The sequence below is a fragment of the Flavihumibacter fluminis genome (assembly GCF_021491375.1).
Taxonomy (GTDB): Bacteria; Bacteroidota; Bacteroidia; order Chitinophagales; family Chitinophagaceae; genus Flavihumibacter; species Flavihumibacter fluminis.
Map to the genome: position 1 here is coordinate 93,590 of NZ_JAKEVY010000004.1, position 15,510 is coordinate 109,099.

General features: G+C 46.1%; 14 protein-coding genes. 7 read left to right on the top strand and 7 right to left on the bottom strand.

The features are described 5' to 3' along the window. Positions 1 to 26 precede the first annotated feature (26 nt). Positions 27 to 584: a YqgE/AlgH family protein gene (locus L0U88_RS15575; protein ID WP_234867012.1), complete on the top strand. Its 558-nt coding sequence runs from the start codon at positions 27 to 29 to the stop codon at positions 582 to 584. 196 nt (positions 585 to 780) lie between these two features. Here L0U88_RS15575 and L0U88_RS15580 read toward each other — a convergent pair whose 3' ends face one another. The 3 genes from L0U88_RS15580 to atpD form a co-directional block, all read right to left on the bottom strand. Then, positions 781 to 2,652: a mucoidy inhibitor MuiA family protein gene (locus L0U88_RS15580; protein WP_234867013.1), complete on the bottom strand. Its 1,872-nt coding sequence runs from the start codon at positions 2,650 to 2,652 to the stop codon at positions 781 to 783. 112 nt (positions 2,653 to 2,764) lie between these two features. Beyond that, entirely contained in the window at positions 2,765 to 3,028 is a 264-nt protein-coding gene (gene atpC / locus L0U88_RS15585; RefSeq protein ID WP_150848982.1) for an ATP synthase F1 subunit epsilon, read from the bottom strand. 34 nt (positions 3,029 to 3,062) lie between these two features. After that, a complete protein-coding gene (gene atpD / locus L0U88_RS15590) occupies positions 3,063 to 4,562 on the bottom strand; it encodes a F0F1 ATP synthase subunit beta (protein ID WP_234867014.1) in 1,500 nt (499 codons plus the stop codon). Positions 4,563 to 4,745: 183 nt separating this feature from the next. Here atpD and L0U88_RS15595 point away from each other — a divergent pair, with 183 nt between their 5' ends. After that, complete coding sequence (locus tag L0U88_RS15595) at positions 4,746 to 6,320, top strand: L,D-transpeptidase family protein (RefSeq protein ID WP_234867015.1); 1,575 nt, start codon at positions 4,746 to 4,748, stop codon at positions 6,318 to 6,320. Here the strand turns inward: L0U88_RS15595 and L0U88_RS15600 are convergent. Genes L0U88_RS15600 through L0U88_RS15610 form a run of 3 tightly spaced genes read right to left on the bottom strand, consistent with a single transcriptional unit; the run spans position 6,313 to position 7,317 of the window. Continuing rightward, a complete protein-coding gene (locus L0U88_RS15600; protein WP_234867016.1) occupies positions 6,313 to 6,696 on the bottom strand; it encodes a hypothetical protein in 384 nt (127 codons plus the stop codon). The genes L0U88_RS15595 and L0U88_RS15600 overlap by 8 nt on opposite strands. A 5-nt stretch (positions 6,697 to 6,701) precedes the next feature. After that, positions 6,702 to 7,058 carry a phage holin family protein gene (locus L0U88_RS15605; protein WP_234867017.1) on the bottom strand — a complete coding sequence of 119 codons (357 nt, stop codon included), beginning with the start codon at positions 7,056 to 7,058 and terminating at the stop codon, positions 6,702 to 6,704. Between the two features lie 10 nt (positions 7,059 to 7,068). After that, complete coding sequence (locus L0U88_RS15610) at positions 7,069 to 7,317, bottom strand: YtxH domain-containing protein (protein ID WP_234867018.1); 249 nt, start codon at positions 7,315 to 7,317, stop codon at positions 7,069 to 7,071. Between the two features lie 66 nt (positions 7,318 to 7,383). On the opposite strand from L0U88_RS15610, the gene L0U88_RS15615 reads away from it, so the two are divergent. The 4 genes from L0U88_RS15615 to dnaX are packed head-to-tail and all read left to right on the top strand — an operon-like array spanning position 7,384 to position 12,656. Continuing rightward, on the top strand, positions 7,384 to 8,466 hold the full coding sequence (locus L0U88_RS15615; protein ID WP_234867019.1) for an AI-2E family transporter: 1,083 nt from the start codon (positions 7,384 to 7,386) through the stop codon (positions 8,464 to 8,466). Between the two features lie 5 nt (positions 8,467 to 8,471). Continuing rightward, positions 8,472 to 9,644: a hypothetical protein gene (locus L0U88_RS15620; protein ID WP_234867020.1), complete on the top strand. Its 1,173-nt coding sequence runs from the start codon at positions 8,472 to 8,474 to the stop codon at positions 9,642 to 9,644. Positions 9,645 to 9,668: 24 nt separating this feature from the next. Beyond that, positions 9,669 to 10,832, top strand: a complete 1,164-nt coding sequence (locus L0U88_RS15625) for a hypothetical protein (RefSeq protein ID WP_234867021.1) — start codon at positions 9,669 to 9,671, stop codon at positions 10,830 to 10,832. A 48-nt stretch (positions 10,833 to 10,880) separates the two neighbouring features. After that, positions 10,881 to 12,656, top strand: a complete 1,776-nt coding sequence (dnaX, locus tag L0U88_RS15630; protein WP_234867022.1) for a DNA polymerase III subunit gamma/tau — start codon at positions 10,881 to 10,883, stop codon at positions 12,654 to 12,656. Here dnaX and L0U88_RS15635 read toward each other — a convergent pair. Then, a complete protein-coding gene (locus L0U88_RS15635; protein WP_234867023.1) occupies positions 12,565 to 14,649 on the bottom strand; it encodes a M48 family metalloprotease in 2,085 nt (694 codons plus the stop codon). The genes dnaX and L0U88_RS15635 overlap by 92 nt on opposite strands. Positions 14,650 to 14,743: 94 nt before the next feature. Here L0U88_RS15635 and ubiE point away from each other — a divergent pair, with 94 nt between their 5' ends. Next, a complete protein-coding gene (gene ubiE / locus L0U88_RS15640) occupies positions 14,744 to 15,499 on the top strand; it encodes a bifunctional demethylmenaquinone methyltransferase/2-methoxy-6-polyprenyl-1,4-benzoquinol methylase UbiE (protein WP_234867024.1) in 756 nt (251 codons plus the stop codon). The last annotated feature ends 11 nt before the right edge of the window (positions 15,500 to 15,510 follow it).

Consider the following 15,510-nt stretch of genomic DNA (forward strand, 5'->3'; position numbering starts at 1 on the left):
TTCCCAATATTCCATAAATTAACTGTATGACACAAATCTTACCTGCTGCAGGAACCCTTTTAATTGCGGATCCTTTTCTGAAGGACCCTAATTTCATGCGTACGGTGGTTTTCCTTTGTGAACACCAGGAAGAGGGCAGTTTCGGGTTTGTTTTAAACCGTTTGTATGATTTCACGCTGGATCAGTTGATGGCCAGTGCGGAGGGCATGCCCTTACCTGTTTATTACGGCGGACCAGTACAGGTTGATACCATCCATTTTTTGCATCAATATCCGGATCTGATTCCCGGAGGTTTTGAAGTAGCGGAGGGTATTTATTGGGGAGGAGATTTCGAAACTGCCGTACAACTTTTACGCGATAACGAAATAACACCCCGGGGTATCCGCTTTTTTATTGGATATTCCGGCTGGTCCGAAGGACAATTACTAAATGAGCTGAAAGAGAAGTCCTGGATCACCTCCAAAGGCAACCAGCGACTTGTTTTTGAGATAGATCAGAATGCCATCTGGAAAGAAGCCCTGAAAGACCTGGGAGGAGAATACGAGCAGCTGATCAATTATCCCATCGATCCGCAACTTAACTAAACAAAAAACCGGCACTTCATAGGAAGTCCGGTTTTTTGTTCCACTTACTACCCCTCCAGCCAATTTCCTTCTCACGTATTCACTCTTCGTCTATGGCTGGTTCCCGGAGTGAAAGTACAAAGGGAACGAATCACCTGCCAGCGTGATAAAACGGTTTATTCAAACGTGTTTGAACGGTTTTAGTATACCTACGAAATCAATCCAGTTGCAGACGTTTTTCTTTTGGATATTTTACCGTGAACCGAATTGTTTTCTTTTGTTCTGTTCCCGGTGCTAACGTAAGGTTCCAGCTTACCAGTCCGGTTTCACTGTTCAACCGGCCGCCATCATGTCCATCCCGCTCCACTTCAATCTCCTTCATGGTGGAAATCGGATATTGATCCTCCAGTAAAATAGTAATAGGTTGTTTTTTGTTGTTGCGCACACTCAGTTCAAATTGTTTGCTTTCCGATTTGTTTCCGCCCATGAATCGTTTCGAGCTGAAATCCTTTACCAGCGTGCGTTTCACTATCACATTCGCGTCCCGGCCGAGTGACAGATACAGCGTATCTTCTGCCAGTGCGGGATCTATAAAACTCTTGCCCAGGAATGTGCCTTCAAAAAACAGGTTTGCTTCACCGGCCATCAACTCCAGTTCCTGCCAATTCGTGAGCCGGGCTGTCAGATAGGCTGCCTCCTCCAGTTTAGGTGCGGCATAATATTCATATACCGCCGGAAGCGAAGATTTCTTTACATCAATGGTATTTACTTTACCATCATTGAGGATGGTATAAATTTCTTTGATCTCGTATTTGGTGGTGGTGGGTTGGTAGGTGGTGGTTACTTCCAGAGGCTTGGGTGACATTTCCCTTTTACTCCTTTGAACACCTGCAACGCTTCCTTCCAGGGCATCGCTTGTGCCACCATATCCCATCACGACCACTTCTTCCAATGCATTCGCCGAGTAGGCTAATGGAATACTTAAGAAACCACCTGTGAAAATCATTTCCCTTCCCTGGAAACCGACACTACTAACCACCAGGGTTGCTCCTCTGGGAACAGCATTCAAGGAAAAATAACCGTTCGCATCGGTTAGCGTACCAGCTGCCGTTCCTTTGACCATCACGCTTGCTCCGGCAATCGGCATTCCCTTGTCTTCCACCACCCTGCCCTGCGCAGCAGTTCCATTCAGCACATTTCGAAACTGTCCGGAACTCATTCCAGGAGTCATATACCTCAAATACCAGGGCTCCAGCTGTGGCTTCTCATTATTCTGGGACGGATTTCCACTTGACAAAGCCAGCTTAATATCCTTCCACACTTCTCCGCTCGACTGGTACACATTCGCCACAAACTGAATGTCAAGTGGAGCACTGATATCTTTCACGGAAATCGAATAGGATGGATGCCATCCCGCTTTATTTACCAGGTAAGTTGCCGACAACGGCACCAGCCCTGCACGGCGGCATTCGACAACTGCATAAATTTCATTTACCGCCAGATTTCGTACACTGTTCATCTCATTGGCCTGGTTCCGCAAAGACTGTTTGTCCTTTTCCAGTTTCACCTGGCTTTTTTCAATTTCCAGTTGCTTGTTATACAACTCTTCCAACCGCTCTCGTTGGAAATCCAGGGCGGCTTTCAGATCAGCCGGCTTAACAGCAACTGTTCCTGATTTTAATTCCTGGTTTCTCACCAGCATGGCTTCTTCCTGCTTCAATACTTCAAGCATTTTGCGCTGGCGCGATTGCTTTTCTTCTATGCCATTAATCTGGTCCTGCAATTGCTTTACTTCCTCACGGATCTTTTCTTCCTGTAAAAAATTCTTTCGAACACCCACTGAAAGAATGGTAAGGTCTCCTTCCAGTTTTACCTGCACACTGGGCGATTCAATATCTGTAGAGATTCCCTGTAATACCAGTTCTGATTTACCAAGTGGTACTGCAACCGTTCCGGTTCTTTTAATCTCCGCTCCTTTCAGAAAGACTGTTACGGATTCAATTTTAGTGTCCGCAGTTATCCGTTTCGGTTGTGTATAACTGTTGAAGCCCAAAAGGATAAGGAAAGGCAAAAGCAGGTGTTTCTTCATACGGCCTTTTCTTACAAGAGCAAAAAAATGAAAATATAGCTGCAACCAGTAACCGAAAAAAAATCCCGCAGCTGTTAACTGCGGGATTAGTTATTCCAAAAGACACTTGGTGTTAATCATTCATAGGTATGGCCCCTTCCACTAAAACGGTCACCTTGTTCTGAAAAACTTCCACAAAGCCACCCTGGATGGAATACTGCTCGGTATCAGATTGCTGCTTGTCTTTCAACACTTTCAGCTTACCCGCCTTGAGCGCACTTACCATGGGTGCGTGTTTTTCGAGAACCTCAAACAGTCCGTCCACACCAGGCAACTGTACTCCGTACACATCACCTGAATAGAGCTTGCGTTCTGGGGTCAATATTTCTAAGTTCATACGTTCGTTTCAATGATTCGGAACAATTCCTGTCTTATCCCTGTGCCTGTGCCAGGAGCTTCTTACCTTTTTCGATCGCGTCTTCAATGGTACCTACCAGGTTGAAAGCAGCTTCCGGATACTCATCCACTTCACCATCCATGATCATGTTAAATCCACGAATTGTATCCTCGATGCTTACAAATACTCCTTTCAGACCAGTGAACTGCTCAGCCACAAAGAAGGGCTGGCTAAGGAAACGCTGCACTTTACGGGCGCGCTGTACGGTCATTTTATCTTCATCGCTCAATTCATCCATACCAAGGATCGCAATGATATCCTGAAGTTCCTTATAACGCTGAAGGATCAGCTTCACGCGGTTCGCAGTATTATAGTGCGCATCACCAACAATGAGAGGAGTCAGGATACGGCTGGTTGAATCCAGGGGATCCACCGCAGGATAGATACCAAGGTCAGCAATCTTACGACTCAATACTGTTGTGGCATCCAGGTGGGCGAAGGTAGTTGCCGGAGCGGGATCCGTCAAGTCATCCGCAGGTACATATACCGCCTGTACGGAGGTAATAGAACCATTTTTAGTGGATGTGATTCGTTCCTGCATCAATCCCATTTCTGTAGCCAGGGTAGGCTGGTATCCCACCGCAGATGGCATACGTCCCAACAGCGCCGATACTTCGGAACCTGCCTGGGTGAAACGGAAGATATTATCAACGAAGAACAGGATGTCTTTTCCTTTTCCGGTACCATCACCATCACGGAAGTATTCCGCAATCGTCAGTCCGCTCAGTGCCACACGTGCACGGGCTCCGGGAGGTTCATTCATCTGACCGAATACGAAAGTCGCTTTGGAATCTTTCAGTTCTTCGAGGTTTACTTTATCAAGGTCCCATCCGCCTTCTTCCATGCTGTGCTTGAAGGCTTCCCCATATTTCATGATACCTGCCTCGATCATTTCACGCATCAGGTCATTTCCCTCACGGGTACGCTCACCAACACCCGCAAATACGGATAAACCACCGTGTCCTTTTGCGATATTGTTGATCAATTCCTGGATCAATACGGTTTTACCTACACCCGCACCACCGAACAGACCGATTTTACCACCTTTAGCATATGGTTCAATCAGGTCAATTACCTTAATACCAGTGTAAAGAATTTCAGTGGAAGTACTCAGGTTTTCGAACAAGGGTGGTTTGGCGTGAATGGCACGGCCATTACTTTTATCAATTGCAGGCAATCCATCAATTGGATCACCGGTTACATTAAACAAACGGCCATAAATTCCGTCTCCAACCGGCATTGCGATCGGCTTACCTGTGTCAACAACTTCCATTCCACGTACCAGACCTTCGGTACCATCCATCGCGATACAGCGCACGCTGTCTTCTCCAAGATGTTGCTGTACTTCCAGCACCAGCGGATCCGCATTCGGGCGCTTGATTTCAAGGGCATTGAGAATTTCTGGCAGTTTGCCATCGAACTGCACGTCCAGTACGGCCCCGATGATTTGCTTGATCTTTCCTTTCGTTGACATATATGAAGACCTTTTAAGGTGAGGTTTTCGAATTTTGCCGCAAAGGTAAGGGTTGGCAGCTAAAATCCATCATTTCCAAAAGGAATTTGAAGGATTCCTACCTTTACCTCAAACCATTGACTTATTCCTTTTATGAATCGGCGCCAAAGATACCTTTCCAGCCCGTGCTGGCCCTGCTTTTTTTTGATTTCAATCATTTTTTTAAGCCTACTTCCTGCCTGCCAGGAGCCCTCGGCCAATGGTCAGTCTCCCGCTGTCCGCGATACGGCCATCACCGGACAGAATGCCTTCTCCACCCTGTTTTTCGATAGCGCATCCCTGGAAAAATTCCTGGACGAACGCTCCATGCCCGATACAGCCCGGCAACTGGTCCGTAATTTTTACATCCAACGAAATTATCAGTTTGCCTGGTTCGACAGTACGGGTGTAGCAGAGCAGGCCCTCCATTTCTGGAACCTGCAGGCGAATTACCTGGAATACAGCAGGGATAGCTCCATTTATAATGCCTACCTGCAAGCCTGGGCAGATTCGGTTCAGGCCAATGGAATGGCAGCCGTGCCCGATTCAGCCCGTCAGCGGGTTGAATGGCAACTCACATTGCAGTTTTTCCGATATGCGGCCAAGGCCTATATGGGCGACCAGCGGCTGAATGCCCGTGACCTGAGCTGGTTTATTCCCCGCAAACGGGTGGATATACTATCCATGCTCGATACCCTGGTTAAAGAAAAAGGAAAGGATATCAACCGCTATGAACCAGTGAACCGCCAATATGCCCTGCTGCGCGATCAACTTAAAAAGTATTATGAAATCCAGCGGCTCAGTTCCTGGACCCAACTCGATTTAACTGCCAAAAAACTGGTTAAGGGAGACACCGGAAAAGCCATCATCCAGTTGAAAAACAAACTTTCTCTATTGGGCGATTTACCAGTTGCAGACTCCGGAAATATTTTCGACGAAAGCCTCGAACTGGCTGTAAAAAGGTTCCAGTCGCGATATGGACTCAAAGAAGATGGCGTAATCGGCGGCAGTACACTACGCGAGTTGAGCCAGCCCCTTGATTACCGCATCCGGCAAATCCTGGTTAATATGGAACGAATCCGTTGGGTTCCACAGGAACCAACGTCGGATTATATCCTGGTTAATATTCCTGAATTCAAGCTGCATGTTTATGAAAATGGCGAGTATGCACACAACATGAATGTTGTTGTCGGCACCGCCACCAATAACACGGTAATCTTTACCGGTAATCTGAAATACGTGGTATTCAGTCCCTATTGGAATGTGCCACCGGGCATTCTAAAAAAAGAAGTGCTGCCTGCTATCGCCAAAGATCCCTCCTACCTCAGGCGGAATAATATGGAACAATACGGAAACGGGCAGGTTCGCCAAAAACCTGGTCCGCAGAACTCACTGGGACTGGTAAAATTCCTTTTCCCAAACAATTTCAGTATTTACCTGCATGACACACCCAGCAAAAACCTATTTAAGCAGGATAAGCGTGCTTTCAGTCATGGCTGTATCAGGATATCAGAACCAGTATGGATGGCAACCTGGTTACTACGATCAGACAGTACCTGGACGGATGTTGCAATAGCCAAAGCGATGAATGCCGGGAAGGAAAGATTTGTGACCTTAAAAAAAGAAGTACCTGTTTTTATTGGATACTTCACGGCATGGGTTGATCGGGAAGGCCGGCTTAACTTCCGTGACGATATCTATGGCCACGATAAAAAAATGATGGGCAAGATGTTTAGGTAGTCCGTTTTTTACGAGTAAGTAGTTTTAGCAATACAGGTGCTAAGGCAACCAGCCCAGATTTGGCCAGCCCCATTCCCGCCTTACCAGCAACAGCCGCCGTCGCTTTTTTAGTCAGAAAAGAGCCTAGCAAGGCAGTTCCTGCCGTTACTGCTACACCGGTGAGCGCTCCCTGCCAGCCAATCCCTCCTCCGGGCTTACTGGAAAATAGCCGACTTGTACCTGCTTTAAACGCTTCGGTAGGAAGGGCTTTTACCTGCTCCCGTAAAACACGTTCCTGGTGCCGGACAGTAGCCCTCAACTCACGGGTATGCGCAATGAGTTCAGCAAGATTGCTGATATGAGAATAATCTTTATGGTGTGCCCGGTTCTCTTTCATCGTCTTCATTTTTTTTTCTCTAAGAAAAGTCGGATAAGTTTATTGATCAGGAAAGGACCGATGTAGTTTTTACGGAAAACCAGCACCAGCACCAGCAGGAGCATGTAAATCCCGGTAACAATACTGAAGCCATAAAATAAACTGCCGGTTAGCTCCGCAAAATAATACCCGGCCATCAGGCTGATGAATAAAAGCACAAAAAAAGCAAGACCAGCAACTACAAGCATAATCAGTGCCAGCGAGGTTAAACGGGCCGCTTTTTCTGTAGCCTCCAGTTTAACCAGCCAGATTCGGTTATTGATATAGTCCTGGAACTCGTTTTCCAGCTTTTCGAAATACCCGGGTTCCTGTGCTTCGCTCATAATATATCATTCAGGAGGTGAAGGAATCAGTTCGCGATTGTAAATCGCTTGCCCATTGTTTACCTTTTTCCAGCGCTTCATTCAATTCCGCTTCTATCTTTCCGGCTGCTGCTTTTACTTCATCACCGGCTTCCGCCGCTGCTGTTTTGATTTCTTCCACGATTTCCTTTCCCTTATCACTTGTCAGCAAGTAAGCAAGGGCAGCACCGGCAGCGGCGCCTAGCAATAATCCGGCTATAAATTTTGACTGGTCACTCATGGCATACTATTTTATAGAACTAACTTGTTTAAAATTACAACTTCCGAACGGACAAATACACCCAACATGGAAATAAGGCAGGACCACAAAATCAACCGGTATTTTTTTCTGGCTATCATTATTGTGTTTGGCCTGATGCTCCTGTATAGCCTGATCCAGTTTTTTACCGCCTTTCTTGGAGCAGTCATGTTTTATGTTTTGAGCAAGCCCATTGTTGAATACCTGGTCAAGAAAAAAGGCTGGGGCAAATCCATTACCGCCGTATTCATTATCCTGATGACCCTGATCATCATCATGGGGCCTATGACTCTTTTTATCACGATGGTATATAAAAAAATCGGAGGCTTTCTCGAAAATCCGGATCTTATTTTTCAAACCCTCAAAAAATTTGATACACAGGTTTCCAAACAAATCGGCATACAGTTGTTATCCCCTTCCAATATGGAGAAAATCCAGACCAATGCCACCAATCTCATGACGGCTGTGCTGAACAACAGTTTGAATTTTTTCAGCACCATTACCATGATGTACTTTTTCCTGTACTTCATGATCATGAATGTAAACCGGATGGAAGCAGCCATCATTTTTTACCTGCCTTTTCCCCGTCAGAAAATAGAACTCTTTGGACGTGAACTGGTGGCACAAACCTTCAGCAACTCCGTGGGCATACCAATGATCGCCATAGCGCAGGGCCTAACCGGCTACGCAGCCTACAAGGTGATTCACCTGCCGGAGGCCGGTTTTTGGGCCATCATTACAGGCTTTGCCTCCATTATTCCCATTGTAGGTTGTGCCATAGTGTGGATTCCGGCAGCCATTTACCTGATGGCTACCGGTCATATCGGACAGGGGTTTTTCCTGATCGGCTGGGGAGCCATTATCATGGGCAGTGTGGACAATGTGGTACGTTTCCTGCTGGCCAAACGCATGGCAGATACCCATCCAATCGTAACTGTTTTAGGAGTAATAATGGGATTAAAATTCTTTCAGTTACCCGGACTCATTTTTGGTCCGCTCCTGATTTCCTATTTCCTCATATTGTTAAAAATTTATTATTGGGAGTACCAGCAAACCACACCGGTGTTAAAAAGAAAGAAAAATAGGCCTGTTCGTTTTAACTTGCCGTTTTTAGGCAAGGATCATAAATGAATAGCATGAAAATAGTACCGGTAGACGATCCAGCACAAGCAAAAGCATTCCTGCAGGTACACCTACAGGTCAATCAGCAGAATCCAGATTTTGTACAGCCCCTGAACCAGGATGTGGAGGCTGTGTTCAATCCGGAAAAGAATAAATTATTTCGCCAGGGTCAGGCCCGGAGATGGCTGCTTCAATTGGAGAATGGAAAATTTGCTGGCAGAATTGCTGCCTTTATCAATCCAAAGTATAAATCGAAAGGTGATACGGGCCCGATAGGCGGATTTGGATTTTTCGATTGCATTAATAACCAGGAAGCTGCCAACCTCCTGTTTAATACAGCAGCAGGCTGGCTGAGAGAGAATGGCATGGTTGCTATGGACGGCCCCATCAATTTCGGGGAACGTGACAAATTCTGGGGAATGCTGGCAGAAGGTTTTCAACCTCCTCCCTATGGCATGAACTTTAACCCGCCTTATTATAAAACCCTGTTCGAAAACTACGGATTTCAGGTTTTTTACAACCAACTCTGTTTTCGTATGGACGTAGCCGGTAGTGCCACACAGTTGCAGCCTAAATTTTATGAGGCACATCGGAAATTTGCTGCAGATCCGGCTTTTCAGGCAAGGATGGTCGAGAAAAATAACCTGGAAAAATATGCAGTTGATTTCTGCAAAATTTACAATGAGGCCTGGGCTAAACATGAAGGCAACAAAGAAATGCCGGAGCGGCAGGCCATTGCATTATTCCGAAGTATGCAGGCAATTATGGATGAGAAAATAGCCTGGATGACGTATCACAATAATGAACCGGTTGCCATGTGGATCAATATCCCGGACCTGAACCAGATTTTTCGCTTTTTCAAAGGCGAATTGAACTGGTTGAATAAACTCCGGTTGATCTACCATTTAAAAACCGGAACCTGTAACCGCTTTATTGGAATCATATACGGAATCGTGCCTGCTTTCCAGGGAACCGGTATCGATTATTACATGATTGTTGAAGCAGAAAAAGTAATCAAGAAACAAGGGCGTTATAAAGAACTGGAATTGTTATGGCAGGGCGATTTCAACCAGAAAATGCTGAACATCTCCCGAAATCTGGGCGCTACTGAAAGCAGGCGACTGATCACCTGGCGTTATATGCTGGATCCCAAACATCCCTTTCAACGTCATCCATTTTTAAACTAACCCAAACCATCCCGGAACCGACCGATGAAGATCGAAATAGTTCAATCCGCCACTCAGATTAAAGAATTCCTGCAATTGCCTGTTCGTATCTATGCTGGGCATCCGAACTGGATCCGCCCCCTGGACAAGGATATTGAAGCTGTTTTTGACCAGCAAAAAAACAAGGCATTCCGAAATGGACAAATCATTCGATGGATCCTGTACAACGATCAACGGCAAACCATTGGAAGAATAGCAGCTTTTTACAATAAAAAATACCGTAACAAAGGGGATGAGATTCCGGTTGGCGGGGTTGGCTTTTTTGAGTGCATCCATCAGCAGGAGGCTGCGAACCTGCTTTTTGATACGGCTCGCAACTGGCTGATGGAACAGGGCGTGGAAGCCATGGACGGACCGATCAATTTTGGAGAACGGGATAAATGGTGGGGACTGGTTACACAAGGCTACCAGCCACCGCTGTATTGCATGAATTTTAACCCGCCGTATTACATTGAACTTTTCGAACAGTACGGTTTTCAACCTTTTTATAACCAGATCTGCTTTGGCATGCATCCCCACGAACCTTTGCAGGCCAAGTTCTACGAACGTCATGCTAAACTGGAAGTTGATCCCAATTTCACAGCAAGGCACATACGAAAATCAAATCTGAAAAAATACGCTGAGGATTTTTGCACGGTATACAATAAAGCCTGGGCGGGGCATGCGGGCAACAAACAATTGAGTCCGGGTCAATGCCTTCGGTTATTCGAACAGATGAAACCGGTAATGGATGAAAAAATTGTCTGGTTTGCGTACTACAAGGAAGATCCCATAGCCATTTTTATCAACCTGCCGGATCTCAACCAATGGTTCAAATACCTGAACGGAAAGTTTAATCTGCTGGCAAAGCTGAAATTTTTATGGATAAAGGCGACCAAGCCCAACCGGCGTTTTGTTGGACTGGTATTTGGCGTGGTACCGGAATACCAGGGCAAGGGAGTGGACAGCTTTATCATTGTTGAATCAGCTAAGGTGATCCAGCATAAACTGCCTTACGATGAGTATGAGATGCAATGGATCGGCGATTTTAACCCCAAAATGATCGCGGTTGCAGAAAATCTCACGGACGAAAGAAGTCGAATCCTTACCACCTACCGCTATTTGTTCGACCGCACCAAACCTTTCCAGCGCCATCCACTCATCGGGTAAAGGTGGGGTAACCGAAGGGTGGGGGGAATTCTGTAATTTAGCCGCCGTATGGAGCAGTTTATAGTATCAGCGAGAAAGTATCGTCCCCAGAACTTTTCAACAGTCGTGGGACAGGCACATATCACCACCACCCTGAAAAATGCGATCCGTAACCAACAACTGGCACATGCCTTCCTGTTTTGCGGTCCGAGAGGGGTTGGCAAAACCACTTGTGCCAGGATCCTGGCCAAGACCATCAACTGTGAACATCCCACCCCGGATGGTGAAGCATGCAACTCCTGCCAGTCCTGCGTATCTTTTAATGAAGGCAGCTCACTGAATATTCATGAACTCGATGCCGCCAGCAACAACTCGGTGGATGATATCCGCTCCCTGGTGGAGCAGGTTCGCTTTGCTCCACAGGCAGGGAAATACAAAGTCTATATCGTAGATGAGGTGCACATGCTCAGTACCAGCGCCTTCAATGCGTTTCTGAAGACCCTGGAAGAACCTCCTCCCTATGCCATCTTCATTCTGGCGACCACTGAAAAACACAAGATACTGCCAACCATTCTCTCCCGTTGTCAGATTTTCGACTTCAAACGGATCACTACACAGGATACAGTGGATCACCTGGCAGAGATTTGCCAGAAAGAGGAGATCAAGGCAGAATTACCGGCCCTGCAGGTAATCGCGCAAAAGAGTGAAGGCTGTATGCGGGATTCACTCAGCATACTGGATAAAATTGTCAGCTTCACCAATGGTGAGTTAACTTATAAAAACACCCTGGAGCACCTGAACATACTGGATGCAGATTATTATTTCAAATTGATGGACTGCATGTTGAAGCAGGATCTTTCAGGAGCTTTACTATTGTTTGAAGATATCAACCGCAAAGGATTTGAGGGCGACCTCGTGCTAAATGGCTTTGCGGAATTTATCCGCAACCTGCTGCTCAGTAAGGATGAAAAGGTAGCCAGCCTGGTTGAAGTGGTGGAAAGTTTCAGGCAGCGTTATCAGGAAATGTCGGCAACCTGCAGTACGGGTTATCTTGTCAGCGCCTTAAACATACTGGCAGAAGCAGAAATCAATTTTAAATCAGCACGCAACAAAAGACTGCATGTTGAATTGGCGCTCATCAAACTTTGTTATCTGCAACAGGCCCTAAGTGTGGTGGCAGATTCCGATAAAAAAAAACAAACGGACCTGAGGCCACTTAATTTTCGGGTAATCCAGCCAGTTAGAGTAGCTGATGCCGTCTCATCCAATCCGGTTCAGACCGTGCAACAGGCTCCCATTCAGGCGCCTCCGGTTCAGCCAGTAACCAAAGTTGCATCAGGTCCAAAATTGATCATCGAAGATCAACTGATTGCGGAGAAAAAAACAGCTACCGGCAAACTTGGATCCTTGCAGAAGCTAAGACAGCAGGTCAGCTCAACCACCCAAAACAGCAAGGAACGATCTGTCATTTTTATAACGACAGAATTGTTACAGGCCGCCTGGCAGGAATTTATTGAACAACTGAAAGTCAACCGCAATCCTGCTGTTCAGAGTTTTGAACTGGCAGAGCTAAGGGTAGTGAATGAGGAGCAGTTTACAGTGGTAACCCCCAATAATCTCCAGCAAAAATTCATTGACGGAGAACGGATTGCACTGACTGATTATCTGCAACAGCGATTCCACAACCGCCGCCTTTCCTACCAGGTAGTGGTAGAACAGCGGGAGGACCTGAGCATTAAAATTGAAGCTCCGCTCAATTCAAGGGAACGGTTCCAGCAACTGGCTGAGCAGTTTCCGTTGATAAAGGACCTGAAAGACCGGCTGAAGCTGGAGTTGGACTACTAAGCAAGTCCAATTGCAGTACCAGCAGCTTTTTGAATTGCTCAAAAACTGATTCCTGTTTTAAGTCAGCTGTTGACCGGTACAATTCAATCAGAGTGTTGAATTCCGATTCAAAAAACTGGTTGTTCGCGAAGTAGACAAAATTGGCGTTGAGGTAGTTTTGAACCTTTTGACTCAATTCCGGTTTGTCTGTATATAATCCATCTTCCATAAAGGCTTTCAGGTATTGTTTAAATGCAGGCTCACGATTGGTCGTATGCTCCACCATCATGGAAGTAATCAGTTCAATAGTGATACTTTCTCCCTTAAAAATCGGCTCCAGCAATTGAAACATATAGGACGCATCTTTTTCAAAATTTGAAAATTGATCCCTGACCGATAAGAATGTAGTATATGAGTTGACTAATTCCTCCTCCCGCTGAATTTCCTTTGCTTTTTGAAGCGCGATTCTTGCCATTTGCAAATCAAAATCAACCAGAGCAGCTTTCCACTCCTCCCGATCAGCTTCAATCTTTGCCTTTATTTGAGCAGCATCAGCTTCCTGATATTTCGCTCCTTCAAAATCAAAACTGGTAATCTCCACTTGCTTGTCCAGAATGGCCTGTAACAACTGAATATCCTGCTCTGCAGCAATAATCCTGCGATAGATAGTTGCCTGATCAGCAGCGCAAAGTTCTTCCCAATTCTTTTTTTCCGGCGGAGCCGCCAGTATTACTTCCATCGTCAGTTCACTGAAAGGGCGGCCATCATAACATCCGGCATATGCTGCAGGTAAAGAATAGTGTTCCTGTTCAAAATCATAGCGCCTGCTGAATTCGGATAAATCAATATAACTGGTATTCGTTGTATCGACTCCACCATTCCTGTATACCAGGGAAGTCATGGATTCCTGTACAGATTCTGGTTGTTGAAGTAAATCCCAGGCAACACCTGTATCTGCAGATTTATCCCTGTTCAGGGCCTGAAGAGCTTTGACCCGTTCCTCCATCGGAGGATGGGAAGCCCATTGGTCCTTGCAGTTGATACGATTGAAAGATGTTGTCCAGTTTCCCGTTGCATTCTGGCGATTTAGCAGGTACTGCTGTGCGGTATAAAAATTTCGAGCAATCTGCTGGTCTTTCAGCCAGCCATCACACCTGTTCAGTACCCATTGGTAGGAGGCATCTCCTAATTCGAGTTTGGTAAGTGCTGTAATCAGATTATTGGCTCCGGCCACCTCCGCTGCAACCGCATCTGCATGAAACTCCATTTCCCTGGAAAGGCCCATGTAGGATTTATTAACCTGGGCATACATTTTCTTCTGAATGGATTGAATACCCTTCACAATGCTTACCGTTATCTGCGCAAAAACCGCGAACGTGCTGCTCACGCTGGCCCAGGCATTCAGGGCTTTTCCAAATCCTTCATTATCATAGAGCATGTTATAAATCACTTTGTTCACCTGGTAAACATAACTTCCCAGTTTCATGGAACTTTGGGAAAAGTGTCCGAATTCATGTGCCAGCACTGCTTTCAGTTCTCCCTTGTTCAGCGTATTGATGAGTCCCAATCCGATAACCAGGTTTTTCCGAACCGGAAAAAACATGCTCCAGAATCCTGAATCATAAAACACACTGGCATTCACATCGGGTGACAGGTATACATGTTTGGGGAATGGCGCACCAATTTCGGTAGCCAGACCGCGGATTGTTTCAAAAAGTTCGGGTTGTTCTCCCTCCATAATCCGGATATAACCGGACCTGTCCTGCCTGTTTACGTGAAAGAGGAATTTCAGCAGGAAAAAAAGTACCATCAAGCCAAGTCCGATGATACCCACCCCTACCAGCAGGATGAAAAAATTGGGGATCGCCATCATCAGCGCAAGTCCTCCCAGAACGCAGGCCGTTGCCAATGCTGCGCCGGCTAGGACCAAAACTAAATAGGTTAGGATAAAAAAGAGGATCTGTACAACGACCTGCCGGGCAGACCGCTGGAAATCAGGATGAGGTTTAAGCATGCGGGGTACTTTGTTTAAGCGAATAAGATAAAAATAGTTTCCGGAATTTAAAACACCTGTCGGCTTCGCATCAAAACCAGTTACCTTTGCGCCAATGAATAGTCCTCTTCCACACGATACCATTGTGCCCTTTGGCGATGAGAATAAAAGTAAAAAAGAGCAGGTTGCGGAAATGTTCGACCAGATCGCTTTTCGGTATGATTTCCTGAACCGGTTTCTCAGTGGAGGCATTGATGTACGGTGGAGAAAAAAGGCCATCCGGGAATTGCAATCTATCCAGCCCAAAACAGTACTGGATGTAGCCACGGGAACGGCAGATGTGGCCTTGATGACCTACAAATATCTGCAGCCAGATCATATTACAGGTATTGATATATCCAATGGCATGCTGGATATCGGTCGCCAAAAAATAGCCCGGCTGGGACTGGAAAAAATCATTACCCTGCAGCAGGCAGACAGTGAGGCGCTTCCGTTTTCTGATAATCAGTTTGATGCCATTACCGTAGCATTCGGAGTTCGGAATTTTCAAAACCTGCACAAGGGCCTGGCTGAAATGCTGAGGGTGTTAAAACCCGGGGGCAAACTGGTGGTGCTGGAGTTTTCCAAACCGAAAACAGTTGGATTCAAATCCCTGTACAAGTTTTACATGAACCTGGTAACACCAGGTATCGGCAAACTGATCGCAAAAAATAAATCTGCCTACCAATACCTCAACGATTCCGTGCAGGCTTTCCCGGAGGGGGATGATTTTCTGAAAATTTTAAGCGCAACCGGATTTGAAGCTACTTACCGTAAACCGCTGACAATGGGCATCAGCACGATTTATGCAGGTACTAAAGCAATGTTATAATCAGCTCAGCC

Bases quoted from the DNA above. Each gene is read 5' to 3' on its own strand.
- L0U88_RS15610 (WP_234867018.1), bottom strand. From the start codon at position 7,317: ATGAGTGACCAGTCAAAATTTATAGCCGGATTATTGCTAGGCGCCGCT.
- L0U88_RS15580 (WP_234867013.1), bottom strand. From the start codon at position 2,652: ATGAAGAAACACCTGCTTTTGCCTTTCCTTATCCTTTTGGGCTTCAAC.
- L0U88_RS15605 (WP_234867017.1), bottom strand. From the start codon at position 7,058: ATGAGCGAAGCACAGGAACCCGGGTATTTCGAAAAGCTGGAAAACGAG.
- L0U88_RS15625 (WP_234867021.1), top strand. From the start codon at position 9,669: ATGAAGATCGAAATAGTTCAATCCGCCACTCAGATTAAAGAATTCCTG.
- ubiE (WP_234867024.1), top strand. From the start codon at position 14,744: ATGAATAGTCCTCTTCCACACGATACCATTGTGCCCTTTGGCGATGAG.
- dnaX (WP_234867022.1), top strand. From the start codon at position 10,881: ATGGAGCAGTTTATAGTATCAGCGAGAAAGTATCGTCCCCAGAACTTT.
- L0U88_RS15635 (WP_234867023.1), bottom strand. From the start codon at position 14,649: ATGCTTAAACCTCATCCTGATTTCCAGCGGTCTGCCCGGCAGGTCGTT.
- atpC (WP_150848982.1), bottom strand. From the start codon at position 3,028: ATGAACTTAGAAATATTGACCCCAGAACGCAAGCTCTATTCAGGTGAT.
- L0U88_RS15615 (WP_234867019.1), top strand. From the start codon at position 7,384: ATGGAAATAAGGCAGGACCACAAAATCAACCGGTATTTTTTTCTGGCT.
- atpD (WP_234867014.1), bottom strand. From the start codon at position 4,562: ATGTCAACGAAAGGAAAGATCAAGCAAATCATCGGGGCCGTACTGGAC.
- L0U88_RS15600 (WP_234867016.1), bottom strand. From the start codon at position 6,696: ATGAAAGAGAACCGGGCACACCATAAAGATTATTCTCATATCAGCAAT.
- L0U88_RS15620 (WP_234867020.1), top strand. From the start codon at position 8,472: ATGAAAATAGTACCGGTAGACGATCCAGCACAAGCAAAAGCATTCCTG.
- L0U88_RS15575 (WP_234867012.1), top strand. From the start codon at position 27: ATGACACAAATCTTACCTGCTGCAGGAACCCTTTTAATTGCGGATCCT.